The sequence below is a fragment of the Azohydromonas lata NBRC 102462 genome (genome assembly GCF_001571085.1).
GTDB lineage: Bacteria > Pseudomonadota > Gammaproteobacteria > Burkholderiales > Burkholderiaceae_C > Azohydromonas > Azohydromonas lata.
Window position 1 is genome coordinate 35590 of record NZ_BCTC01000034.1, and the last position, 24694, is coordinate 60283.

Below are 24694 nucleotides of genomic sequence, written 5' to 3' on the forward strand. Positions count from 1 at the left end.
CCATGAGCAAACCCACCACCGGTGACTTCACCAAGACCGCAGGCTGGCTGGACTGGTACGAGGGCCCCACCAAGCCCGCCTTCCAGGTGCCGCCCGGCAGCGTCGATGCCCACTGCCACGTGTTCGGCCCGGGTGAGAAATTCCCCTATGCGCCGGAGCGCAAGTACACGCCCTGCGACGCGTCCAAGGACCAGCTCTTTGCGCTGCGCGACCACCTGGGTTTCTCGCGCAACGTGATCGTGCAGGCCACCTGCCATGGCGCCGACAACCGTGCCCTGGTGGATGCGCTGCTGCACAGCGAGGGCAAGGCCCGCGGCGTGGCCACCGTCAAGCGCAGCGTCAGCGACGAGGAGCTGCAGGCCCTGCACGACGCCGGCGTGCGCGGCGTGCGCTTCAACTTCGTCAAGCGCTTGGTCGATTTCACGCCCAAGGACGAGCTGATGGAGATTGCCGGCCGCATCGCCAAGCTGGGCTGGCACGTGGTCATCTACTTCGAGGCCGTGGACCTGCCGGAGCTGTGGGACTTCTTCACCGCGCTGCCCACGACGGTGGTGGTGGACCACATGGGCCGCCCGGACGTCACCAAGCCCATTGACGGCCCGGAGTTCGAGCTGTTCCTGAAGTTCATGCGCGAGCACGCCAACGTGTGGAGCAAGGTAAGCTGCCCGGAGCGGCTGTCGGTGAGCGGGCCGCAGGCGCTGGACGGCGAGCGCAACGCCTACCGCGACGTCGTGCCCTTCGCGCGCCGCGTGGTGGAGGAATTCCCGGACCGCGTGCTGTGGGGCACCGACTGGCCGCACCCCAACCTCAAGGGCCACATGCCTGACGACGGGCTGCTGGTGGACTTCATCCCGCACATCGCGCCCACGGCCGAGCTGCAGCACAAGCTGCTGGTGGACAACCCCATGCGGCTGTACTGGCCGGACGAAGTCCGCTGAAAGCGTGAGCAACAACGGGGCGGACGGCGCGTGAGGCGCGCTCCGGCCCAACCAAGGAGACACCGCACATGGCTCTGCAGAAACCGTACAAGGACGTGCCCGGCACGACCATTTTCGACGCCGACATGTCGCGCCAAGGGTACTGGCTCAACCAGTTCTGCATGTCGCTGATGAAGGCCGAGAACCGCGAGAAGTTCAAGGCCGACGAGCGCGCCTACCTCGACCAGTGGGCGATGAGCGAAGAGCAGAAGCAGGCCGTGCTGGCGCGCGACCTCAACCGCTGCATCGCGCTGGGCGGCAACATCTACTTCCTGGCCAAGATTGGCGCCACCGACGGCCGCAGCTTCCAGCAGATGGCCGGCAGCATGACCGGCATGACGGAAGACGAGTACCGGCAGATGATGGTCGCCGGTGGCCGCTCGGCGCAAGGCAACCGCGTCGTCGGGGAGGACGGCGACGCCCAGACCCATCGCCAGCCGCAGGGCGCGGCCGGCCAGAGCAAAGGCAACTGACATGGCCCGCATCACCGCATCCGTCTACACCTCGCACGTTCCGGCCATTGGCGCCAGCCTGGACCTGGGCAAGACCCAGGAGCCCTACTGGCAGCCGGTGTTCAAGGGCTACGATTTCTCCAAGCAATGGGAGAAGGAGAACAAGCCCGACGTCGTGTTCCTGGTCTACAACGACCATGCCACGGCGTTCAGCCTGGATTTCATTCCCACCTTCGCCATCGGCACCGCGGCCGAGTACATGCCGGCCGACGAGGGCTGGGGCCCGCGCCCGGTGCCCATGGTCAAGGGCCATCCGGAGCTGGCCGCGCACATTGCGCAGTCGGTGATCCAGGACGACTTCGATCTCACCATCGTCAACAAGATGGACGTGGACCACGGCCTGACCGTGCCGCTGTCGCTCATGTTCGGCCAGCCGGACGAGTGGCCTTGCCCGGTCATTCCCTTTGCCGTCAACGTGGTGCAGTATCCCGTGCCCAGCGGCCGGCGCTGCTTCAACCTGGGCAAGGCCATCGCCAAGGCCGTGGCCAGCTACGACGAGCCGCTGAACGTGCAGATCTGGGGCACGGGCGGCATGAGCCACCAGCTGCAGGGCCCGCGCGCGGGGCTGATCAACCGGGAATGGGACAACGCCTTCCTGGACAAGCTCATCAGCGACCCCGAGGCCGCCGCCAGCATCCCGCACATCGACTACGTGCGCGAGGCCGGCAGTGAGGGCATCGAGCTGGTGATGTGGCTGATCGCGCGCGGCGCGATGAGCGACGTCAACGGCGGCAGCGCGAAGCCCACCGTCAAGCACCGCTTCTACCACGTACCCGCTTCGAACACGGCCGTCGGCCACCTCATCCTGGAGAACAACTGACATGAGCAACAAGACCATCAAGGTCGCGCTGGCCGGCGCCGGCGCCTTCGGCATCAAGCACCTGGACGGCATTCGCAACATCGATGGCGTGGAGGTGGTCTCCCTCATCAGCCGCGACCTGGAAAAGACCCGCGAGGTGGCCGAGAAGTACGGCATCAAGCACGTCACCACGGAGCTGGCCGACAGCCTGGCGCTGCCGGAGGTGGACGCCGTCATCCTGTGCACGCCCACGCAGATGCACGCCGCGCAGGCCATCGAGTGCCTGAAGGCAGGCAAGCACGTGCAAGTGGAAATCCCGCTGGCCGACAAGCTGGCCGACGCGCAGGAAGTCGTGCGGCTGCAGAAGGAAAAGGGGCTGGTGGCCATGTGCGGCCACACCCGCCGCTTCAATCCCAGCCACCAGTGGATACACAAGAAGGTCGAGGCCGGCGAGTTCAACATCCAGCAGATGGATGTGCAGACCTACTTCTTCCGCCGCACCAACATGAACGCGCTGGGCCAGCCCCGCAGCTGGACCGACCACCTGCTGTGGCACCACGCCGCGCACACCGTGGACCTGTTCGCCTACCAGTGCGGCAGCCCCATCGTGAAGGCCAATGCGGTGCAGGGCCCCATCCACCCGGCGCTGGGCATCGCCATGGACATGAGCATCCAGCTCAAGGCCGCGAGCGGCGCCATCTGCACGCTGTCGCTGTCCTTCAACAACGACGGCCCTCTGGGCACCTTCTTCCGCTACATCGGCGACAGCGGCACCTACATCGCCCGCTACGACGACCTGGTCAACGGCAAGGAAGAGAAGATCGACGTGTCCAAGGTGGACGTGTCCATGAACGGCATCGAGCTGCAGGACCGCGAGTTCTTCGCCGCCATCCGCGAAGGGCGCGAGCCCAACTCCAGCGTGGCGCAGGTCCTGCCCTGCTACGAAGTGCTGCATGCGCTGGAGCAGCAGCTCAACGCCGACCTGTGACCCCTGTGAAACGGAAGTGAGCCTCATGCAGCAGCGCCGCATCGGTCCCTTCAGCGTCTCGGCCCTGGGTTTGGGATGCATGAACCTCAGCCACGCCTATGGCGTTCCGCCGCCGGTGGAGGAGGGCGAGCGGCTGCTGCTGCGCGCGCTCGACTTGGGCGTCAACTTGTTCGACACCGCCGCGCTCTACGGCTTTGGCGCCAACGAGACGCTGGTGGGCCGTGCCCTGAAACCGCACCGTGACCGTTTCACCCTGGCCAGCAAGGGCGGCATGGCCGGCGTCAAGGGCCAGGACGGCGTGACGCGCCGCGTCATCGACGGCCGCCCCGAGACCATTCGCCGCAATTGCGAGGACAGCCTGCAGCGCCTGGGCGTGGAGGTCATAGACCTCTACTACCTGCACCGGCTGGACATGCAGGTGCCCATAGAGGAGACCGTGGGCGCCATGGCGGACCTGGTGCGCCAGGGCAAGGTCAAGACGCTTGGGCTGTCCGAAGTCTCGGCCGCCACGCTGCGCCGCGCGCATGCCGTGCACCCGATTGCCGCGCTGCAGACCGAGTACTCGCTGTGGACGCGCAACCCCGAGATCGCCGCTTTGCAGGCCTGCCGCGAGCTGGGTGTGGCATTTGTGGCCTTCAGCCCCGTGGGCCGCGGCTTTTTGGCCGGCGGGCTGACTGACGTGTCCACGCTGGACGCCAAGGACATACGCCGCGCCATGCCGCGCTTCACGCCGGAGAACTACGCGCGCAATCTGCAGCTCTTCGACGGCCTCCAGCGCATCGCCCAATCCCGCGGCTGCACGCCGGCGCAGCTTTCGCTGGCCTGGCTGCTGGCGCAGGGCGAGGACATCGTTCCCATCCCCGGCACCACCAGCGTCGCGCACCTGGAGGAGGACCTGGATGCGGTGAACGTTTCCCTGGACGCGGACGTGATGCGCGATCTGGACGCGCTGATCAACCCGCGCACCGTCGCGGGCGGCCGCTACAACGCCGCCACGCAGCAGGAAATCGACACCGAGGAGTTCTGACGAGGCCGCGGGCCGGCGCGGTCACGCTGCCGCGCCGCCGTCCCCGGCTCAGGCCTCGTTCCAGAGCGCTTCCATTGCACTGCGGAAACGCCCGGCGATGCCGGCGCCCTGTGCATGCCGGCCGTCCTGGATGGCCCAGCGGCCGGCCACCAGCACGTCGCGCCAGGGCCGCGCGGGGCTGGCGAACACCAGTGCGTCCAGCAGCCGTGCCGGGGGCACGCCTGCCAAGGCGTCGGCATCGCCGTCGGCCACCAGCGCGTCCGCCCGCGCGCCCGGCGTGAGGCCCCACGACGGCTCGCCGGCGGCCCTCGCGCCGCCGGCCACCATGGCGTCGAACAGCCGTGCCGCCGTGGACGGCTGCTGCAGCCCCGGCGCGGCGGCCACGTTGCGCCGGCGCAGGTGCAGGCGCTGGCCGTATTCCAGCCAGCGCAGTTCCTCCAGCGCATCGCGCGAGACCTGGCTGTCCGACCCCAGCGACAGCGATACGCCCGCCGCCAGCCATCCTTCCAAGTCCGGCAGGCCGTCACCCAGGTTGGCCTCGGTCGTTGGGCACAGCACCACGCCGGCCTCGCTGGCTTCCACCGCGGCGATTTCCTTGCGCGTGGCGTGCGTGGCGTGGACGAGCTGCCAGCGCGCATCCAGCAGCCCCTGGTCGTACAGCCACTGTATGGGCCGCTCGCCCAACGCGGCCTTGCAGTCCTGCACTTCCGCCGCCTGCTCGGCAACGTGGATGTGGATGGGCCCTTCGAACCCTTCCGAGAGGTCGCGCAGCGCCGCGAGCGACTCAGGCGCTGCCGCGCGCAGCGAGTGGATGGCCAGGCCCGCGCCCAACAGCGGCCGGCCCGCCGACTCGATGCGCCGCGCCGCCGCCCACACGCCCGCGGCATCCAGCCGGAAGCGGCGTTGCTCCGGGCGCAACGCGGGTTGCCTGAAGCCGGCGCGCTCGTAGAGCGCCGGCAGCAGCGTCAGGCCCAGGCCGGCGTCTGATGCCGCGTCCGCCAGCGTCCAGGCCATGGCCAGGGGGTCATCGGCGTAGGGCCGGCCGTCAGCGTCGTGCTGCAGGTAGTGGAACTCGCACACCTGCGTGTAGCCGCCGCGCAGCAGCTCCACGCACAGCTGTGCCGCCACGGCGCGCAACTGCGCCGGCGTGATGCGTTGCGCCACGGCGTACATGCGCTCGCGCCAGGACCAGAAGTCGTCCGCCGATGTGCCTTCGCGCACCTCGGCCAGGCCGGCGAAGGCCCGCTGGAAGGCGTGGCTGTGCGCATCCACCAGCGAGGGCAGCAAGGGCCCGGCGGCCACGTGAGCGCCGGGCGGCGCGTCCACGTCCGGCGTGACGGCGGACCAGCGCCCGTCGCGGCCGATGTCCAGCAGCACCCGCTCGCGCCAGCCGCCGGGCAGCCAGGCGCGCGGCGCCCACAGTTGATCGAGCATCCATTTCTCCCCAAAGGCCCGTCCTGCGGCGCAAGGCGCGGGAGCGACAGTTTTCCACGACGGCAACGCATGTTTTCGCCGCCAGTGGTTTTCCCGGGTCCGCTGTCGTTAGCATCCACGGCAACACGCCGCCGGCCTCTCGCGCATCTCTTGCGTATACGCCAGGCCGGCGTGCCGGCTTGTCCTTTCCCACCGCGTAGGAGTTCGCCATGGACCACACGCTCGATAGACACAGCCTGGCGCAGGCAGCGCCCACTCCCCGCACGGACGCTGCGGTGTCCGATGCCGCGGACCCCGAGGTTCGCGCCATAGGCCTGGACAGTCCCTGGCGATGGCTGCGCATGGGCTGGCGCGACGTGATGCGCTCGCCCGCTCCGAGCCTGGGCTTGGGCGTTCTCGTGGCGGCCGTGGGCATGCTGCTGACCACGGTGGCGTGGAAAGCCACTTACTTCGCGCCGGCGCTGTTGGGCGGCTTCCTGCTCGTCGGCCCCTTTCTGGCTATCGCGCTGTATGGGCTGGCCCAGCAACTGGAAGCGGGGCAGCCGCCTGACCTGCGTGCCAGCGTGCGGGGCCTGCAGGCCCATGCCGGCTCCATCGCCATGCTGGGCTTGATGCTGGCGCTGGCCTACATCCTGTGGGAGCGCTCGGCGGCCATCCTGTTCGCGTTCTATTACCAAGGCCAGGCCATCAAGCTGTCGCAACTGCTGTCCGAGCTGATGGCCGGCCAGTACCTGGCGCTTGGGCTGATGTTCCTGGCGTCCGGCGCACTGGTGGCGGCGGCGGTGTTCGCGCTCACCGTGGTCAGCGCGCCGCTGCTGGTGGACCGCCCGGTGGACGTCGTCACGGCCGCCATGACCAGCCTGCGCTGCTGCCGGCGCAACGCCCTGCCCATGCTGGCGTGGGCCGCGATCATTGCCGGTTTGACGCTGCTGGGCTTCCTCACGGCCATGCTTGGGCTGATTTTCGTCTTCCCGCTGCTGGCGCATGCGAGCTGGCACGCCTACCGCGACATGGTGGAGCGGGGCAACTGACGCTTTGATGCACCCGCGGCAGCCGGCGCCAAGCGCGGGCCGCCGCGATTGCCCATACGTCCATGCCGCTTGCGCCGCAAATGCGCCAGGCCTCAATGCCCGTTGGACACGCACGCTGCATAGCGGCGGGGGCATGCGGTGGCCAGGCCGCCGGCGGGGTCGCTTGGAAAACCCGCGGATCTGAACAACGCCTTCACCTTGGTCCAGGCGTCGTACCAGGGTTCCTGCACGTATTGCCAGAATATGTAGTTGCTGTGCAGCCGGTCGCGGGCGAACGTATATAGAGCCTTGACCGGTGGCGGGTCGAAAGCGCAGCGGTGGATATAAGAGTCCGACTCCACCTGCATGCCGATGGGAATGCGGCGCTGCACCAGATCGTTGTAAGGATAGACGTATTTTTCGTGATCCTCATCCGCGAGGAACACGTCAGGCGATCCAAACCCGACTCCCTTGTTCAGCATGTTGTCCACCAAGGCACCGGTGCGCTGGGGCGGAAAATTGATGAATTGAATCACCACGGTACGCGTGAATGCGGCGCGTGCCAGGCTGTCAATTTGCAGCAAGTTGGAGTAATAGGCGGCCCGATTTTCGTCGCTGACCTCTGAAACCGGCTGGCCGAATGCGGTTTCATTGAGAATGATGCCCTCAAAATACGGGTTGCCGTCGTAGCGGCGCGCCAGGGCCTTGATCAATAAGGCAAGCCGATTGCGGACGTTGTCATCCCAGAGCGCAATATTTTCTCCCAGCGTGTCCTTGGAGCTCTTGTACTGGTACACCCCGCCGTCGAAAAGCGGCGCGCGCAGGTAGTCCGGCGCCACCACGCCGGTGCGAAAGTTGCGGGTGGTCAGCAGCAAGAAAAAGCGCTTGCCGTTGGCGGCGGCCAGGTTGAGGTGGCGGTCTATGCGCTTGAAATTGTAGGCATCCTTGCGCGGCTCAAGCTGTTTCCAGAAGGCCCGCACCACGATGCCCTTGAAAGGAAGCTTGCGGATTTCATCCAGCCGGGCATCAATTTCATCGTCGGTCGTGTCCGAGCTGAAAGTCACATAATGCCCGGGGTTCCATTTCATGGTACCCGCGGCGGCCTCGGGCTGGAGTGTGCCGGTGTGAAACGGCTGCTCTGAAGTGCCTGTGGAGTATGTCGGCATTTGTGCCGGCTTTTCATTGGTTGTTTTGCTGGTCGATGTTTCCAAGGGCAGGCTGGCGCTTGTGTCCGCTGCGGTGTCACCACCGCCGCAGGCATTCAAGCCCAGTGCCGCCAACAGCCCCAGCACCAAAGTCCAATGTGATATCAAGGTTTTCACGGCAGCCTCTTTGCGAATACTGAAAACCACGTTGGCGCCGCAATATTCGGCGCTTTAGGCAAATCAATATCTGCCGCACCGAAACGGTGTTGAATGGGTCAAGACGTAAGAAATGTTGAGACCAGCCTTGCGCTCAGGCCAGGCGGGCAGGCTCGTTGTCAGGCCAAGGCGGTTTGCTGCACGGTCCCTGGCCGCTTCGAGCAGGCTTCGCAGGGGCGGACGGGAACGGTATCCAGCTCTCGCGGGCTGGAAACCTTGTGACTCCACAGTGCTTGGTCCCGGCGCAAAATCGTTGAAAAGCAACTCCTTGCGTCCCATACACATCAAGTAACGAGTGGATGCAAGTTGGTCGCCCTGCATTCGGCCGCAGCCAACTGCCCGCTGCTTCACGGTCACCGGACTTGCGCCGTGCGGCAAAAGTTTTTATTTCTACGGCGCCAGGGCGGGAAATGTCCTACCCCGCGTGTTCGGGAATGCCCGCCCATTGTTGACAATTGGATCACAGTCGACAAGGTTATTTTCATTCTAATTCGGATGCTGCACTTGGCGCATTTGAGTATGAATCCGTGAAAATGTTTGCCGGAAGTATGGTATTTACCGGTAAATGACTAAATGGATTTGAATTCGAAAATATATTGCCTCAATGGTGCAGGAAAATAAATATCCGCACCACTATGAGAGCAGGACAAGGCAGGATGATTTCGGGCCGCGGGCTGGAGGGCAGGGGGATGGGCATGGCAGGTGCGGCAGGCCTTGCGGGCACCCTGATGCCACAGGCCGCGGCGGCGCAGACGCTGGCCCATGCCGTCTCCGACACCGTGTGGTTCGTGCTCATCGGCCTGCTGGTGCTGATGGCCGCCGGCGTGGTCCTGGTGCTGCTGCGCCTGGGCCGCATGCTGGAGCGCGCGCGCGTGGAGTCGCAGTCGCTGCAGGAGCGGGTGAAGTCGCTGCGCCTGGTGGCGGCGCTCACCGAGGCCTCGGACGAGGCCGTGGCCGTCAAGGACTTGCAGGGCCGCTGGCTGCTGGCCAACCGCAGCGCCTGCGAGCTGCTGGGCAAGCCGGTGGACCAGGTGCTGGGCCGCGACGACACCGCCCTGTTTCCGCCTGAGCAGGCGCAGGCCGTGCTGCAGGCCACGCGCCGCGTGCTGGTCCAACGCCGCGTCATGAGCGGCGAGGAAGTGCTGCAGACCGCCCAGGGCACGCGGGTGTTCCATGCCACGCGCGGCCCGCTGTTCGAGGACGACGGTGCGCTGCTGGGCAGCTTTGCCATCCTGCGCGACATCACCGAGAGCAAATTGGACGAGGCGCGGCTGCACAAGCTCTCCATGGCGCTGGAGCAGGGGCCCGCCGGCATGGTCATCACCGGCCTGGACGGGCGCATCGAATATGCCAACGCCGCCTTTTCCCGCATCAGCGGTTTTTCGGCGCAGGAGGTGCAGGGCGAAATTGCCGCCGTGCTCTCGCCCGGCGCCACCGATCCCGCCGTTCACGCGCAGGCCTGGGAAAAGCTGCGCAGCGGGTTGCCCTGGCAGGGCGAATACACGCTCTTTCGCAAGAACGGCGACGAGTACGTGGAGTACGCCGTCATTTCGCCCATCAGCTTGGGCGGCAGCGGGCCCACGCATTTCGTCTTGGTGCTGGAGGACGTCACCGACGAGCGCCGCATGAGCCTGGAGCTCAGCCGCTACCGCCAGGAGCTCGAACGCCTGGTGCGCGAGCGCACCCGCGAGGCCGACGAGGCCTGTGCCCGCGCGCAGGCGGCCAGCGAGGCCAAGACGGCCTTCCTGGCCAACATGAGCCACGAGATACGCACGCCGCTCAACGCCATCATCGGCGTGGCCGACTTGCTGCGCGGCAGCGGCGCCACGGCCGCGCAGACGGCTCACCTGCAGCACATCACGCAGGCCGGGCGCCACCTGTTGGGCATCGTCAACGACATCCTGGACCTCTCCAAGATCGAGTCCGGCAAGGTCAGCAGCGAGCGGGTGGACTTCCACCTGCCCACGCTGCTGCAGGAGCTGTGCTCGCTCATGGACGAGCCCGCCCGCGCCAAGGGCCTGGCGCTGAGCCTGGACGCGGCCGGCGTGCCCGCCTGGCTGCACGGCGACCCGGCCCACCTGCGCCAGGCCCTGCTGAACTACCTGGGCAACGCGGTGAAGTTCACGCAGCAGGGTTTCGTGGTGCTGCGCGCGCGCCTGGTGGGCCAGGCGCAGGGCGCGCTGATGCTGCGCTTCGAGGTGCAGGACAGCGGCATAGGCATAGAGGCGCCGCAGCTCAGCCGCCTGTTCGAAGCCTTCGAGCAGGCCGACAGCTCCACCACGCGCCCCTTCGGCGGCACCGGGCTGGGCCTGGCCATCACGCAGCGCCTGGTGCGGCTCATGGGCGGCGAGGTGGGCGTGGTCAGCACCCCGGGCGTGGGCAGCACCTTCTGGCTGACGGCGCGTTTCCTGCCCGGGCGGGTGGCGCCGCCCCTGGACGACGGCGCCGACGCCCTGCAGGAAGCCGACCCCGCCCGCGCGCTGCGCGAGCGCCATGCCGGCAAGCGCGTGCTGGTGGCTGAGGACAATCCCGTCAACTGCCAGGTGGCGCTGGCCATGCTGGAGGGTGTCGGGCTGGTGGCGGACACCGCCTTCAACGGCCGCGAGGCCGTGGACAAGGCCCGCGCCGCCGCCTACGCACTGGTGCTCATGGACATGCAGATGCCCGTGATGGACGGGCTGGACGCCACGCGCGCCTTGCGGGCGCTGCCGGGCTGGGCCAGCGTGCCCGTCCTGGCGCTGACGGCCAATGCCTTCCAGGAGGACCGCCTGGCTTGCCTGGACGCCGGGATGAACGGGTTCATTTCCAAGCCGGTGGAGATGGACGTCCTGTACCGCGTGTTGCTGCACTGGCTGGACGCCACCGGCGGCGCCCAGCCGCCGGCCTCCCTCAACACGTGACCGCGCGACCGCTGCCGCCATGTCCCACCGCGCCCAAGCCGAGGCTCCGCCGCCGCGCGCCGACCTTTTCTTCGTCCTGCTGTATGCCGCCGCCGCCGTGGCGGGCCACTGGCTGATCGACGCCCTGCTGCAATGGCTGGCCGGGCCCGTGCCCTGGGCCACGGGCGCGCCCAAGTTCTGGATATTCATTGCCTTCAGCGCCCTGCTGTTTCACGCCTTGCTGCGCTACAGGCGGCTGAAAATGTCGGCTGAAAACCCGCTGCCCCACGGCGGATGGCGGGCCTGGACAGTGGGTGCCGTGGCGCTGCTGGCATTCACGGGCCTGAGTTGCCTTCAAATATGGAAAATGGAGCGCGACGCCGAAGTGTCGCGCCTTCAATCCATTGCGGATTTCAAGTCGCGGCTGCTCACCGACTGGCTGGTGGAGCGCAGCCGCAATGCCCGTTTCGTTCAAAACAGCGAGTATTTTGCCGCGCTGTACAAGAGCTCGCAGGCGGGCAGCGAAGAAAACCGAAAACTGATGATCCAGCGCCTGCAGGATTTGTTCGGCCCGCGAAATGAGGCCCTGGTGAGCGTGCTGGATCACCATGGGAAATACCTGGCCGTCAGCAAGGCCGCGCCCAATGAGTTGTCGGAGGGTTTGAGGGCCGCGCTGGAGGCCGCCCGCCGCAGCCTGGATATTCAGCAGGCCGCGCCTTACACAACGGCGTCCGGCGAGCAATTTCTGGATTTCGTGCTGCCGTTGTTGAGCGCCGGCAAGAATTTCCCCTTCGTCGTGGTCCATACCCCGGTCTCGGGTTGGCTGGAAAACCTGCTGCAAAGCTGGCCCGTGCACAGCGAAAGCGGGGAAGCCCTGCTGCTCAGGCGCGATGGCGCCTCCGTCCAATACCTGGCCAAGCCGCGGTTTGCCGGTGCGCAGCCCATTGATCAGCCCTTGTCCGGCCCGCATTCCCTGGCGGCCAAGGCCTTGAGTGGACAAATTGCCGTGGACGCATTCGCCGCGGGCCTGGATGGCCGGGGCGAGCCCGTGCTGGGCGTGGCGCGTGAAATTCCCGGTACGGACTGGGTGCTGGTCGCCGTGGTGCGCCAATCCGAGATTTGGGACAACGCTTCGGCGCGCATCCACGGCGCGGCGCTGCTGGGCCTGCTGCTGGCCGTGGCCTGCCTGGTGGTGTCGGTGGTGTTGCGCCAGCGCCAGGCGCTGCTGCGAGCCGAAGGGCTGTCACGCTCGCTCAAGGAGCGGCTGGAGGAGCTGCAACTGCTGGAAGCGCTGTCCAACGCCTCCGACGAAGCCATCACCCTGCAGGACCTGGACGGCCACTACCTCCTGGCCAACCGCACGGCCTGCCGGATTTTGGGCCGTGAGGCCCAGGACATCTTGGGCAAGGATGAAACCGAGCTGTTGCCCGCGCCGCAGGCGCGCATATTGAAAAACATGGCCACCGCCGCCGTGGCCCGCGCAGAACTGGTTTCGGCCGAAGAAACCCTGCCCACGGCGCTGGGCCTGCGCGATTTTCTCTGCACGGCCGGCCCGCTTTTCGATGGCAAGGGCCAATTGATGGCCACCTTCGGCATCTGGCGTGACATCACCGAGCGCAAAGGCCTGGAGTCGGCCTTGCGAAGCAGCGAGGAAAAATACCGGCAATTGTTCGAGCGCTCCACGGATGCGCAGGTCGTGCTCGACCCCATGCAAGGCTCCTTCGTCGCCGCCAACCGTGCGGCGCTGGAATTGTTTGGCGTGCCCAATTTGATGGACTGCACCATTTTTGACGTGTCGCCCATGGTGCAGCCCGACGGCCGCTCCTCGCTGGCAGTGGCCGGGGAAGTTTTTCGGCAGGCTTGCCGCGACAATTGTGCCCAATTCGAATGGGAGCACAGGCGCCTGGACGGCAGCCGTTTTACGGCGGCCATTTCCATGACCTGCATGGATTTTGGCCCGCAATTCATCATCCAGGCCACCGTGCGCGACGTGACCGAGAAAAACATCATGGCCCGGCAGCTGACGCAATACCAGCGCCACCTTGAAAACCTGGTGGAAGCGCGCACGCTGGAAGCCGACGAGGCCCGCCGCCGCGCCGAAGTCGCCAGCCAGGCCAAATCCGCCTTCCTGGCCAACATGAGCCATGAAATTCGCACGCCGCTCAATGCCATGCTGGGCATGACGGAGCTGCTGCGCCAGGAAATCCTGGAGCCGCGGTATTTGCAGCGCCTGGAAAAAATAGGCCTGGCCGGGCGGCATTTGCTGGCCACGCTCAATGACATATTGGATCTGTCAAAAATCGAAGCGGGCCAGTTGAAACTGGAAAACATCGATTTCGAATGGTCCCCGGTGCTGGAGGACGTGCGCGCCATGGTGGCCGCCACGGCGGCCGACAAGGGCCTGGTGCTGGAAGTGGACAGCGACGGCGTGCCCGCCTGGCTGCGCGGCGACCCGACGCGGCTGCGCCAGGCGCTGCTGAACTACGCCGTCAACGCCGTGAAGTTCACGTCGCAGGGCTTCGTGCGGCTGCGCGCCCGCGTGGAGCAGGAGACGCAGGCCGGGCTGCTGCTGCGCCTGGAGGTGCAGGACAGCGGCGTGGGCCTGGAGCGCGGTCAATTGCAGCGGCTGTTCCAGGCCTTCACGCAGGCCGATGCCTCCACCACGCGCACCCATGGCGGCACCGGGCTGGGCCTGGCCATCACGCAGCGGCTGGCGCGCCTCATGGGTGGCGACGCGGGCGCGGACAGCCTGCCCGGCCAGGGCAGCACCTTCTGGTTCACGGCCCGCGTGGGCCGCGGCAGCGCTCCGCAGCGCCCGCAGGCCCCCCTGGCGTGGCTGGACGCCGCGGGCGCGCTGCGCTCGCGCCATGCCGGCGCGCGCGTGCTGCTGGCGGAGGACCACTTCGTCAGCCGCGAGGTGGCCGTGGGCCTGCTGGAGCGCGCGGGGCTGGCCGTGGACGCCGCGGCCTCCGGCCTGGAGGCCGTGGACAAGGCGCGCCGCGGCACTTACGCGCTGGTGCTGATGGACATGCAGATGCCGGGCATGGACGGCCTGGCGGCCACGCGCGAGCTGCGCAAGCTGCCGGGCTGGACCGGCGTGCCCATCCTGGCGCTGTCCGCCAACGCCTTCAGCGAGGACCGCGAGGCCTGCCTGGCCGCCGGCATGAACGCCTTCATCGCCAAGCCGGTGGAGGCGCAGTCGCTCTACGGCGTGCTGCTGCGCTGGCTGGACGCGTCGTCCGCCGCCGGCGTGGCCGACGCCTGAACCGAGTCCGACGCCGCACCCGTCAGGGGCACTGCAGCAGCCCGCCCGGCGCGCTGCAAAAGCCGCGCGGGCCCAGCAGCACGCCCGGCGCCGCGCGCTGCAGCCGCGTGCCGTCGCTGGCCCAACAGCCCAGCGCGTCGCAGCCGGTGATGGAGGCCGGCGGCGCCACGCGCGGCGGCGGCGCGGGCAGCGCGGGGGCCACCGGCGGCAGGCCGGGCACCGGATAGGCCAGCGGCGGCACGCTCACCGGCGGAGCGGCCCGCGGCGGCTGCGCCGGGCGGGGCGGCGCGGGGGCCGCGCCCGGCGTGCCGGGTGCTGCGGGCATGGCCGGCGTGGGCGGTACCGCATCCGCACGCTCCTGCAGGCAAGCCCGCGCGGCGCGCTCGCGCAGCGGCTGCAGCCGTGCCAGTGCCGCGCGGTGGGCCGACGCGCCGGCCCGCTGGGCTTGGGCCGCGGCCTCCTCGCCGCCTTGAAGCGCCTGCAGCGCGCGGCCGCAGGCGGCGCCGGACGGCGCGTCGCCCGCCTGCGCACAGGCGCCCTGGGCGGCCAGGAGCAGGCAGGGCAGCAGCAGAAGAGGGCGCATGGGGCTTGGAGCGCCTGCGCGGGGCGGGGTTCGACCATGTCGAGCCGGCGCGGGCGTGCGCGGCGGCCCGTTGTGCCACGGCTTGGCATCCCGCGGCGCGTGTGCTTGGGCCGCCGTGCGGCATGGGGAGTCGCCAAGGGGCAGAATCCCGCCCTTTTTCCGCCCGCGGCGGTGCGTTGGGGTCCCCACGCGCTTGAGCCCGCTTTCGCAATTTCCCAATGTCGCTTGCCGTCCCCCTGTCCTCCCGCCTGGCCGCGCCCGTGGTGGGCGTGGTGCTGATTGCCGCCAACCTGCGCCCCTCGCTCATGGGCGTGGGCCCCGTGCTCAAGGACATGCAGGCCGACACGGGCCTGGCGCCGTCGCTGCTGGGCCTGTTGATCACCATGCCCGTCATCGCCTTTGGCGCCATTTCGCCGCTGGCCGCGCCGCTGGCGCGGCGCTTCGGCCTGGAGCGCGTGCTCCTGGGCGCCATGGTGCTGCTGGCGCTGGGCATCGCGCTGCGCTCGCTGCCCGGCACGGCGGCGCTGTTCGGCGGCGCGGCGCTGTTGGGCGCGGCCATCGCCGTGGGCAACGTGCTGGTGCCCGCGCTCATTCGGCGCGACTTCGCCGAGCGCATCGGCGTGATGACCTCGGTCTTCGTCACCACCTTGGCCGGCGTGGCGGCGGTGGGCGCGGGCCTGGCCGTGCCCCTGGAGGCACTGCTGGGCTGGCGCGCCGCGCTGGCCGTGTGGGCGCTGCCGGCGCTGCTGGCAGCGGCGTGGTGGGCGCTGCTTGGGGCGCGCCTGTCGCCCACGCCCGCGCCGCCCGCGGCCGTGAAGGCGCCGCCGCGGCCCGGGGCGCTGTGGCGCTCGGCGCTGGCGTGGCAGGTGTCGCTTTTCATGGGCCTGCAGTCGCTGGCCTTCTACGTGCTCGTGGCCTGGCTGCCCACGCTGCTGCGCGACGCGGGCCTCTCGGCCGCCGCCGCGGGCAGCTATGCCTTCCTGTACCAGGTGGCGTGCCTGACGGGCAGCCTGCTGGCGCCGCTGCTGGCCGCGCGGGCCAAGGAGCAGCGCTGGCACGCGCTCGCCGCCTCGCTGCTGTCGCTGGTGGGTTTCGTGGGTCTGGCCGGCACCTCTCCCTCCATGGCGTGGATCCTCCTGGCCGGCCTGGGGTCGGGCTCCAGCCTCGCGCTGTCGCTGGCCTTCTTCAGCCTGCGCGCGCACGACGCGTCGCAGACGGCCTCGCTCTCCGGCATGGCGCAGTCCGTGGGCTACAGCCTGGCGGCGCTGGGCCCGGTGGGATTCGGCCTGCTGCACGACGTCAGCGGCGGCTGGCTGGCGCCGCTGGTGGTGCTGTGGGTGCTGGTGGGCGTGCAGGCGTGGGCGGGTTGGATGGCGGGGCGGGGGCGGCGCATCTGACGCGTATCCCCTGCTGAGGGTCAGGCGGCCCGCGAATTGCCGAAGCGGCATGCATCCCGCTTCCGCCCCGGCTTTCATGTTCAAACGCCATTTCCTTTGCGCCGCCCTGCTGGCCGCCCTGGCCGCCCCGCAACTCCCGGCGGCCGCCGCCCAAGGCAACAAGGTTGTCCCGCCCGCCGGCGCCACGCCGCAGCGGCTGCTGGCCTACTTCAACGACCCCGCCACCGACCCGCAGTCGCTGGCCCCCGGCGCCCGCGGCGTGGCCGTGGTGCGCGCCCAGGTCATGCTGGACCGCGCCTGGTTTCCCGTGGGCGAGATCGACGGCCTCTACGGCACCAACATGCGCCGCGCCGTGGCGGCCTTTCAGCGCTCGCGCGGCTTGAAGCCCGCCGATGGCCGACTCAACGCCGCCACCTGGAACGCCCTGCGCGCCGACGCGCCGCCCGTGCTGGGCAGCATCACGCTCACGGACAAGGACGTCGCCGGCCCCTTCACCCGCATCCCCGCGGACATGATGGAGCGGGCCAAGTTGCCCGCCCTGGGCTACCAGTCCGCCCGCGAGGCGCTGGCCGAGAAGTACCACCTGAGCCCCTCGCTGCTGCGCGAGCTCAACCCCAAGGCCCGCTTCGTGGCCGGCGAGCAGCTCGTGGTGACGGACGTGGGCGCCGGTGCCGCGCCGCCGCCGGCCGTCGCCTCGCTGCGCATAGACAAGTCCGACAGCGTGCTCTACGCCCAACGCGAGGACGGCACGGTCGTGGCCGCCTTCCCGATCAGCTTGGGCGGCCGCAGCGACCCGCTGGAGCCCGGGCGGCTGAAGATCGCCAACGAGGTGGACAACCCCACGTTCTGGTACGACCCGGCGCGCATCCGCCAGTCCAAGGCCACCGACACCAAGGCCGAGGTGCCGGCCGGCCCAAACAACCCGGTGGGCGTGGTGTGGCTGGGCTTGTCCAAGCCGCACTGGGGCATACACGGCACGCCGGAGCCGTCCAAGCTGGGCCGCGAGACCACCAACGGCTGCGTGCACCTGACCAACTGGGACGTGCGGCGCCTGGCCTCCGTGGTCAAGGCCGGCACCGTGGTGGACGTGCAGGAGTAGCGCCATGCCGCGCGGCGAGTCCCGGCTCAGGCGCGCGCTGCGCTCCGCCGTGTCGGGACTGGTGTTGGGCGGCGGGCTGGGCCTGATCGTGAGCCTGCTGCCCGCAGGCCACCCGCCGGCCCCGCGGCTGGCGCAGGCCGCCACCGGGCAGGAGGCTCCAGCCCAGGCCGGCGAGGACTTCGCCTACCTCGCCGAGCGCCGCCTGCTGCTGCCTGTGGAGGGCGTCGCCCCCGCCGCCCTTCGCGACACGTTCAACCAGGGCCGCGACGCCGGCACCCGCCCGCACGAGGCGCTGGACATTCCCGCCCCGCGCGGCACGCCCGTGTTCGCCGTGGACGACGGGCGCCTGGTGAAACTCTTCACCAGCGTGCCCGGTGGGCTGACCCTCTACCAGTTCGACCCCGGCAGCCGCTACGCCTACTACTACGCCCACCTGGACCGCTACGCCCAGGGCCTGCACGAAGGCGCGCAGCTCCAGCGCGGCGACGTGGTCGGCTACGTCGGCACCACCGGCAACGCCAGCGCGGACGCGCCGCACCTGCACTTCGCCATTTTCAGATTGGGTGCCGAGCGTCAGTGGTGGAAGGGCGAGGCGGTCAACCCGTACCCGCTGCTGTCGCCAGCGCAGCCGGTGCCCCGGAAACCCTAGCCGGCCCGCCCGCGCCGCCCAGCACCCACGGCACCAGCGCCTCGATCTCCTGCCGCAGCCACGCGTGCACCGGCTCCGCCTGGTGCTTGACGTGCCAGATCAGGTACATGGGCATGGGCGGGCAGTCCATGGGCAGCGGCGCCCGCGCCAGGCCGCGCAACTGGTGCGCGTGCAGGAGGGACGGCAGCGTCGCCAGCAGCGGCCCGCCGTGGATGAAGGCCGACACCGCCGCGAAGCTGGGCACGCTGGCCACGATGCGCCGCGGCGCGCAGGCCAACTCGGCAAACCAGCGGTCGAAGTCCAGCGCGCGCCGCGGCTCGTACACCACCGTCACGTGCTCGGCCGCCAGGTAGTCGTCGGCGTCGCGCGGCGCCTCACGTTCCTCGGGGTCGTAGAACACCGCGTAGCGGTCCTCGAACAACCGCTTCTGCACCACGTCGGCCGCATCCGGCGGGCGGGGCGAGATCACCAGCTGGCACTGCCCCTCGCGCAGCATCTCGGCCGTCGGCACGCCGGAGTTGATGACGCGCAGCTTCAGGTTCGGCGCCTGCGCGCGCAGGCGGCGCAGCAGCGGCGGCAGCAGCAAGTCGCGCTGCAGGTCGTTGGCGGCGATGGTCACCGTCGCATCCAGCCGCGCGGGGTCGAAGCCGCCGGCGGTGGTGAAGCCCCGTAAATCCTCCAGCAGCACGCGGGCGCGCGCGGCCAGGCCTTCGGCGCGGGCGGTCGGGACGATGCCGCGCCCGCTGCGGACGAACAGCGGGTCGCCCACGATGGCGCGCAGCTTGTCCAGCAGGTGGCTCACGGCCGACTGCGTCACGTTCAGCCGCTGCGCGGCGCGGGTGACGGACCCCTCCTCGAACACCGCCAGCAGCAGCGCCAGCAGGTGGCCATCCAGGTCCAAATGATCGAAACGGCTCATGGGTCGAATGAGTCAACAGCGGTTTTTCTGAATGATCACCCGCCCAATACTCGCGCCCAGCGACGGACCAGCGCCTCGCTTGATCCAGAGCAAGTCCACCGGCTTTCAGGAGACAAGGCCATGCCAGCCCCCGACAAGAAACCCATTCCCGGCACCGTCATCTTCGACGGCGAGCAGGCCATGAAAGGCTACGCGCTCAACAAGATGTGCTTCTCGTTCAACGACGAAGCCAACCGCGTCGCCTTCGTCGCCGACGAGGACGCCTACTGCGCCAAGTACGGCCTCAATGAGCAGCAGCGCGAAGCCATTCGCAGCCGCCAGGTGCTGGCGCTCATCGCCGCCGGCGGCAACGCCTACTACCTGGCGAAGTTCGCCGGCATCCTGGGCCTGGACATGCAGGACATCGGCGCGCAGCAGACCGGCATGACGCGCGCGCAGTTCCAGCAGAAGCTGCTGGACGCCGGCCGCTGACACGACGCACCCCCTGGAGAGATTCACATGGCAAAGATCATCGGCGGCATCACCACCTCGCACGTCCCGGCCATAGGCCGCGCCATCGCCAAGGGCCTGCAGCAGGACCCGTACTGGAAGCCCTTCTTCGACGGCTTCCTGCCCATCCACCGGTGGCTCAAGGAGGCCAGGCCCGACGTCGTGGTGCTGCTCTACAACGACCACGGGCTGAACTTCTTCCTGGACAAGATGCCGACCTTCTCCGTCGGCGCCGCCTCCGAGTACCGCAACGCCGACGAAGGCTGGGGCATCCCCACCGTGCCGCCCTTCAAGGGCGACCCGGCGCTGTCGTGGCAGCTCATCGAATCGCTGGTGGGCGAGGAGTTCGACCTGACCACCTGCCAGGAAATGAAGGTGGACCACGCCTTCACGCTGCCCATGGCGCTGCTGTGGCCGGACCAGAACTGGCCCGTGCGCGTCATCCCCGTGTGCATCAACACCGTGCAGGACCCGCTGCCCAGCGCGCGGCGCTGCTGGAAGCTGGGCGAGGCCATCGGCCGCGCCGTGGCGCAGTGGTCCACGGACGACCGCGTGCTCATCCTGGGCACGGGCGGGCTGTCGCACCAGTTGGACGGCGAGCGCGCCGGCTTCATCAACAAGGAATTCGACCTGCGCTTCATGGACAGCATGGTCAGCGACCCGCAGTGGGCCACGCAGTTCACGACGCGCGAGCTGGTCGAGCTGGCGGGCACGCAGGGCGTGGAGCTGCTGATGTGGCTGTCCACCCGCGCCGCCCTGGGCGACAAGGCCGTGGCGCTGCACCGCAACTACCACATCCCCATCTCCAACACCGCCTCCGGCTTGATGCTGCTGGAGCCGGTGGCTTGAGTCGCCGGGTGGATTGACCCACTGTGTGGACCACCCTTTGGCCGCTGCTCACGCAGCGGCTTTTTTCATGCCGGCACCACATGCCCCGGCGGCAGCCGCCGCAGCAGCGCCATCACCCCCGTGGTGTCCGGCACCGGCAGCGCCAGTTGCAAGGGCCGGCCCAGCTCGCCGGCCACGGCCTCGGCCGCCAGCGCCGCCGAGCGCGCGGCGCTCTCCATGGAGCAGGGCAAGGCCGTGCGCGTCCAGTCCCCGGCCAGCCACAGCCCCTTGAAAGGCGTTTCGGCCGGCAGCCGCGCGCGTTCCGTGCCCGGCGTGGGGCAGGGCACGGCCATGGGAATGCGGTGCACCCGCGCGTGCAGCAGCTTGGCCTGGCCCGCCAGCGGGCTGAAGTCCGCCACCTCCTGCAGCGTGCGCTGTATGAGCTGCTCGTCGCTCCAGTCCCGCGCCAGGCGCACGTGGATGGCGTTGGCCGCGATCAGCGTGCCGTGCGTGTGCGGCCGGATGTTGGAGAGCACGTAGAAGTCGGTGTTCAGGTCGCGCGTGGCCCAGGCGCGGGCCCAGAAGCGCGCGCGCGTCACCGGCCGGTCCAGCCACAAGTAGGTGCTCACGTAGGGCGAGGGCTCGAACAGGTGCGCCGCGTGCGAGGCCGCGGGCCAGGGCGCGGTGAGGAAATCGTCGCGCAGCGCCTGCGGCGGCAGCGCCAGCACGGCGGCCGGCGCGCGCAGCAGGCTGCCGTCCTCCAGCTCCAGCGCGCGAAAGCGCCTGTCCTGCACGTGCACCCGCGCCACCGGCGTGCGCAGCAGCACGCGCCCGCCCGCGGCCTCGATGCGCGCGCGGCAGCCCGGCGCGTACAGCGCGGCCAGCGGCACCTTGGGGAAGCCGAAGCAGTAGCCGCTGCGCCCCTGCATCACCCGGTACACGCGCATCAGCGCCGCGGCCGAGCAGTGCTGCAGCGGCACGTTGAGCAGCGCCATGGTGGCCGAGGTCCAGAACCACTCGATGCTGCGCTCGCTCACGCCCAGCAGGCGCAGCCAGCGCAGCGCGTCCATGCCGTCCAGCGCCAGCGTGGCTTCCTCGGTCAGCCGCGCGGCGTGCCAGGCCACGTTCAGGTTGGAGAGCAGGTCGCGCACGCCCATGCAGCGCAGCGCGGCGGGGAGGGCCTTCAAGCCGTGCAGCGGTGGCGGCAGCCGCGAGTTGCGCACGGGCAGCCGCCGCCCGGCATCCAGCAGCGTGATCAGCGGCTGCTGCTGCCAGTGCACCTGCTCTTGCGTGCCCAGGCGGCGCAGCAGCGCGCGGAAGTTGCGGTACTCGCTCAGCACCACGTGGGGGCCGATGTCCACCACGTCGCCGGTCACGAGGTCGGGCCAGCTTGCCGCCCGCCCGCCGGGCAGGGCGTCGCGCTCCAGCACCCAGACCTTGAAACCCGCGTCCGCCAGTGCCGCGCCGCAGGCCAGGCCGGCCACGCCGGCGCCGGCGATCAGCACGTCGGCGTCGTGCGCGTCGGTGGCCAAGGCGGGCTTTCCAGGTCAGGCAGGGGCAACGGCACGGGCCACGAGGGCACCGGGTCGGCGGGTCGCTTTCTTATGCGTTTTTTGCAGTGGCGGCGCATGCGGGCGGCAGGAATGGGAGGTTGCAAGGCAGCGCGGCGCGGGCCGCCCGGGGGAAGCCGCAGTTCGCGAGGGGCCGGATGGCAACCCATGTTCCCAGCGCACCGCCGCTTCCCAAGCCTTGGGCTTGCCCTCTGCTGCAAGGCCATCCATGGCTTTTCTCGACGTGCCCCGCCACCCCTGCGCCGCGCTGGACGGTGTGCCGGTGCCGCTGCAACTGAAATCGCTGTCGGCCATGGCCGCCGTGTACGGTGCCGACCTGCACGCGCTGCGCGCGCAACTGCCCGCGGCCATGGCGAGCGTGCTGCAGCCGCTGGCCTGGCGCCCGGGGCGGGGGCTGCTGGGGCTGATCGCCGTGCGCTATTTCGAGGGCGACCTGGGCGCCTACGACGAGCTGGCCGTGGCGATTCCCGTGGGCCGCGGCGCCATGCCGCGCCTGCAGGCGCTGGGCAACCTGTTTCACCGGCGCTTCGAAGCCTTCATTGCGCACATGCCCGTGACCACGCCGCGCGCCCGTGACGGGGGCACGCGGCTGGCGGGGTTCCCAAAGTGGGTGGCCGACCTGCGCTGCAACGAGGGCGGCGGTTGGCAGCGCTGCGCGCTGCACGAGGGCGGCGCGGCGCCGTCCGTCACGCTGGCCTGCCGCGCGGCCCCAGGCCACGGGCCGGCGCGCGAGCTTTCGCTGCTGTCGCACACGCTGCTGGACGGCGTGCCGGTGGTGAGTGAGTTGCGGCTGCGCCAGCAGCGTTGGGCCGAGCACCCGGGCGGCGACGGCGCCGTGCTCACCTTGGGCGAGGGCGCGCTCGCCGAGGCGCTGCGCCCGCTGGACATCAGCCAGCGGCCACTGTGGAGCCAAGTGGTGCCGCAGGCGCAGGCGCTGCTGTATGCGCCGCGGCGGCTGGGGGCGGATTGACGCGTGCCGGGCGCACGTCTTGCCGCCGCAGCGTCCAACCCCGCTTTCGCAAGGCCCCGCCATGACGCAGCGTGCCGGCATCTTCCCCACCTTCTTCCTCTCCGGCTTCGAGTGCTCGACCTTCCTGTGGAAGGACCGCGGGCGGCGCAACCTCGTGGCCGAGACGCAGCACGACCGCTTCGCGCACGCCGACTACGCCTTCCTGCACGACGTGGGCATCGCCGTGGCGCGCGAGGGCATCCCTTGGCCGCTGGTGGACCGCGGGGAAGGCCGGTACGACTTCTCCTGCCTGGCGCCCCTGATCGAAGCCATGAACGCCGCGCAGGTGCTGCCGGTGTGGGACCTCTGCCACTACGGCTACCCGGATGGGCTGGACCCCTTCATGCCGGATTTCAAGCGGCGCTTTGCCGCCTACTGCCGCGCCGCGGCCGAGCACGTCACGGCGCGCGTGCGCGGCCCGCACTGCTTCACGCCCATCAACGAGATCACCTTCTGGGGCTTCGCCGGCGGCGAGTGGGGCTGGATGGGGCCCTTCGGCAAGAGCCGCGAGGGCCGCTACGCGCTGCGCAACACGCTTTGCGCTGCGGCCGTGGCCGGCGTGAAGGCGATCCGCGGGGTGGACCCCAAGGCGCGCATGCTGCACGTGGAGCCGCTCATCCACGTCGTGGCGCCGCGCGACCGGCCGGACCTGGCCGACGCCGCCCGCCGCGAGTGCGAGGACGACGCCTGCCACGCCTGGGACGTGCTCGCCGGCCGGCTCTGCCCCGAGCTGGGCGGCGCGCCGGACGTCCTGGACATCGTCGGCTGCAATTGCTACTCCTTCGGCCAGATGGAGTACCGCGAGCACGGCCCGCACCAGGCGCTGGCGCCGGACGACGAGCGCATCGTCCCGCTGTGCGAGTTGCTGCAGGGCATCTGGCGCCGCTACGGGCGGCCCATGGTCATCTCGGAGACCAGCGGCCTGGGACGCGGCCGCAAGGACTGGCTGTGCGACGTGATGCAGGAGTCGCTGGCCGCCGTGGACCGCGGCATCGATCTGCACGGCGTGTGCCTCTTTCCAGCCGTGGACATGCCGGACTGGCACACGGGGCAGTGGCTGCACAACGGCCTGTGCGACCTGCAGCCCCAGGCCGACGGTGCGCTGCGCCGCGTGCCGGATGCCGACTACGTCGAGGAGCTGCACCGCTGGCAGCGGCTGCTCAACCGCGTGACGGTGCTGGACGAGGACCCGTTCAGCGATCCGGTGGACTTGAACGACGTCATCCAGGCGGCGCACCGGCTGAAGATGCAGCCGGACCGGGACTGGGCCTGAGCGCCGCCGCCTGCGCGTGCGGGCCGCCCGCCGGGGCCGCCAGACGTGCCAGCACGCGCGCCACGATGCGGTCGCAGCGCGCCCCAGCAAAGCCGAACAGGTCGCGCTCGGCCAGGTCGATCTCCCGCGCCAGTGCCTCGCGCAGCAGGCCGCGCGCACGGAACTGCCGCGTGCGCACGGTGGCCTCGGGGATGCCCAGGCACTGCGCCGTTTCCTCCACGCTGAGCTCCTCCACGCAGCGCAGGACGAAGACGGTGCGCAGCGCCGCGGGCAGCGCGTCGAGCCGGCGTTCCAGCAACGCGCGCATCTCGCCGCGGGCGGCGGCGTGCTCGGGGCCCTCGGTGCCGGTGCCGGGCACGGCGGCGGCCTCGTCGGCGTGCTCGCTCAGGGGCAGCAGGGGCACGACGTTGTCGCGGCGCGCCTGGCGGCGCTGGCGGTCTCGGCAGGCATTGAGCAGCAGCCGCGTGAGCCAGGTCGCCAGGCTGCTCTCCCAGCGGAACTGGCCCAGGTGGCGATAGGCCGCCAGATAGGCCTCCTGCAGCGCGTCCTCGGCCTCCGCGTCGTCGCGCAGCGTGGCGCGGGCCAGCCGGTACAGACGCCGGTTGTGGCGGCGCATGAGCGGCTC

Annotated in this window: 20 protein-coding genes and 1 pseudogene; 15 read left to right on the forward strand and 6 right to left on the reverse strand. The window is 69.8% G+C overall.

The window, feature by feature from the left end; genetic code table 11:
* Positions 1–2: 2 nt before the first annotated feature.
* The 5 genes from ALA01S_RS13800 to ALA01S_RS13820 all read left to right on the forward strand — a co-directional run bounded on the left by ALA01S_RS13800 (position 3) and on the right by ALA01S_RS13820 (position 4303).
* Positions 3–938, forward strand: a complete 936-nt coding sequence (locus ALA01S_RS13800; RefSeq protein ID WP_066337339.1) for an amidohydrolase family protein — start codon at positions 3–5, stop codon at positions 936–938.
* A gap of 68 nt (positions 939–1006) precedes the next feature.
* Entirely contained in the window at positions 1007–1450 is a 444-nt protein-coding gene (gene ligA / locus ALA01S_RS13805) for a protocatechuate 4,5-dioxygenase subunit alpha (protein ID WP_066337340.1), read from the forward strand.
* Between the two features lies 1 nt (position 1451).
* The gene (locus tag ALA01S_RS13810) at positions 1452–2309 is read left to right on the forward strand and encodes a class III extradiol dioxygenase subunit beta (protein WP_066337341.1); all 858 of its coding nucleotides are present in this window, start codon (positions 1452–1454) and stop codon (positions 2307–2309) included.
* A 1-nt stretch (position 2310) separates the two neighbouring features.
* Positions 2311–3276, forward strand: a complete 966-nt coding sequence (locus tag ALA01S_RS13815) for a Gfo/Idh/MocA family oxidoreductase (protein WP_066337342.1) — start codon at positions 2311–2313, stop codon at positions 3274–3276.
* A gap of 25 nt (positions 3277–3301) precedes the next feature.
* Positions 3302–4303 (forward strand): aldo/keto reductase, encoded by a 1002-nt coding sequence (locus tag ALA01S_RS13820; protein ID WP_066337344.1) that lies wholly within the window; start codon positions 3302–3304, stop codon positions 4301–4303.
* 48 nt (positions 4304–4351) lie between these two features.
* Here the strand turns inward: ALA01S_RS13820 and ALA01S_RS13825 are convergent, their stop codons facing one another.
* Positions 4352–5737, reverse strand: coding sequence for a formimidoylglutamate deiminase (locus ALA01S_RS13825; RefSeq protein WP_066337346.1), 1386 nt, complete (start codon positions 5735–5737; stop codon positions 4352–4354).
* A gap of 209 nt (positions 5738–5946) precedes the next feature.
* On the opposite strand from ALA01S_RS13825, the gene ALA01S_RS13830 reads away from it, so the two are divergent.
* Positions 5947–6768, forward strand: coding sequence for a DUF2189 domain-containing protein (locus ALA01S_RS13830; RefSeq protein ID WP_066337347.1), 822 nt, complete (start codon positions 5947–5949; stop codon positions 6766–6768).
* Positions 6769–6860: 92 nt separating this feature from the next.
* Here ALA01S_RS13830 and ALA01S_RS13835 read toward each other — a convergent pair whose 3' ends face one another.
* Positions 6861–8069 carry a hypothetical protein gene (locus ALA01S_RS13835; protein ID WP_157118997.1) on the reverse strand — a complete coding sequence of 403 codons (1209 nt, stop codon included), beginning with the start codon at positions 8067–8069 and terminating at the stop codon, positions 6861–6863.
* A 767-nt stretch (positions 8070–8836) separates the two neighbouring features.
* Between ALA01S_RS13835 and ALA01S_RS13840 the strand changes: the two genes are divergently transcribed.
* Together ALA01S_RS13840 and ALA01S_RS13845 are read left to right on the forward strand one after the other, a co-directional pair.
* Positions 8837–11008: a PAS domain-containing hybrid sensor histidine kinase/response regulator gene (locus tag ALA01S_RS13840; RefSeq protein ID WP_169805920.1), complete on the forward strand. Its 2172-nt coding sequence runs from the start codon at positions 8837–8839 to the stop codon at positions 11006–11008.
* 19 nt (positions 11009–11027) lie between these two features.
* Complete coding sequence (locus ALA01S_RS13845; protein WP_066337354.1) at positions 11028–14252, forward strand: PAS domain S-box protein; 3225 nt, start codon at positions 11028–11030, stop codon at positions 14250–14252.
* A gap of 22 nt (positions 14253–14274) precedes the next feature.
* Here the strand turns inward: ALA01S_RS13845 and ALA01S_RS13850 are convergent, their stop codons facing one another.
* Entirely contained in the window at positions 14275–14835 is a 561-nt protein-coding gene (locus ALA01S_RS13850) for a hypothetical protein (protein ID WP_066337355.1), read from the reverse strand.
* Between the two features lie 218 nt (positions 14836–15053).
* Between ALA01S_RS13850 and ALA01S_RS13855 the strand changes: the two genes are divergently transcribed.
* From ALA01S_RS13855 to ALA01S_RS13865, 3 genes are read left to right on the forward strand one after another with little or no spacing between them, the layout of a single operon-like run.
* Positions 15054–16232 (forward strand): MFS transporter, encoded by a 1179-nt coding sequence (locus ALA01S_RS13855; RefSeq protein WP_066337356.1) that lies wholly within the window; start codon positions 15054–15056, stop codon positions 16230–16232.
* 49 nt (positions 16233–16281) lie between these two features.
* Positions 16282–17331, forward strand: a complete 1050-nt coding sequence (locus tag ALA01S_RS13860) for a L,D-transpeptidase family protein (RefSeq protein WP_066337357.1) — start codon at positions 16282–16284, stop codon at positions 17329–17331.
* A 4-nt stretch (positions 17332–17335) separates the two neighbouring features.
* On the forward strand, positions 17336–17980 hold the full coding sequence (locus ALA01S_RS13865) for a M23 family metallopeptidase (protein WP_066337359.1): 645 nt from the start codon (positions 17336–17338) through the stop codon (positions 17978–17980).
* On the opposite strand, the gene ALA01S_RS13870 is transcribed toward ALA01S_RS13865, so the two are convergent.
* Complete coding sequence (locus ALA01S_RS13870) at positions 17928–18899, reverse strand: LysR family transcriptional regulator (protein ID WP_066337360.1); 972 nt, start codon at positions 18897–18899, stop codon at positions 17928–17930. The two genes, ALA01S_RS13865 and ALA01S_RS13870, sit on opposite strands and share 53 nt — an antisense overlap.
* 120 nt (positions 18900–19019) lie before the next feature.
* Here ALA01S_RS13870 and ALA01S_RS13875 point away from each other — a divergent pair, with 120 nt between their 5' ends.
* Positions 19020–19370 (forward strand): protocatechuate 4,5-dioxygenase subunit alpha, encoded by a 351-nt coding sequence (locus tag ALA01S_RS13875; RefSeq protein WP_066337361.1) that lies wholly within the window; start codon positions 19020–19022, stop codon positions 19368–19370.
* Positions 19371–19397: 27 nt separating this feature from the next.
* On the forward strand, positions 19398–20237 hold the full coding sequence (locus ALA01S_RS13880; RefSeq protein WP_066337365.1) for a class III extradiol dioxygenase family protein: 840 nt from the start codon (positions 19398–19400) through the stop codon (positions 20235–20237).
* A gap of 65 nt (positions 20238–20302) precedes the next feature.
* Here ALA01S_RS13880 and ALA01S_RS13885 read toward each other — a convergent pair whose 3' ends face one another.
* On the reverse strand, positions 20303–21748 hold the full coding sequence (locus ALA01S_RS13885; protein ID WP_066337366.1) for a hydroxysqualene dehydroxylase: 1446 nt from the start codon (positions 21746–21748) through the stop codon (positions 20303–20305).
* Between the two features lie 247 nt (positions 21749–21995).
* On the opposite strand from ALA01S_RS13885, the gene ALA01S_RS13890 reads away from it, so the two are divergent.
* Complete coding sequence (locus tag ALA01S_RS13890; protein WP_066337367.1) at positions 21996–22757, forward strand: hypothetical protein; 762 nt, start codon at positions 21996–21998, stop codon at positions 22755–22757.
* Positions 22758–22818: 61 nt separating this feature from the next.
* On the forward strand, positions 22819–24069 hold the full coding sequence (locus ALA01S_RS13895; protein WP_066337368.1) for a glycoside hydrolase family 1 protein: 1251 nt from the start codon (positions 22819–22821) through the stop codon (positions 24067–24069).
* 31 nt (positions 24070–24100) lie between these two features.
* On the opposite strand, the pseudogene ALA01S_RS13900 reads toward ALA01S_RS13895, so the two are convergent.
* Positions 24101–24694, reverse strand: a pseudogene (locus tag ALA01S_RS13900) (RNA polymerase sigma factor); the annotation flags it as partial.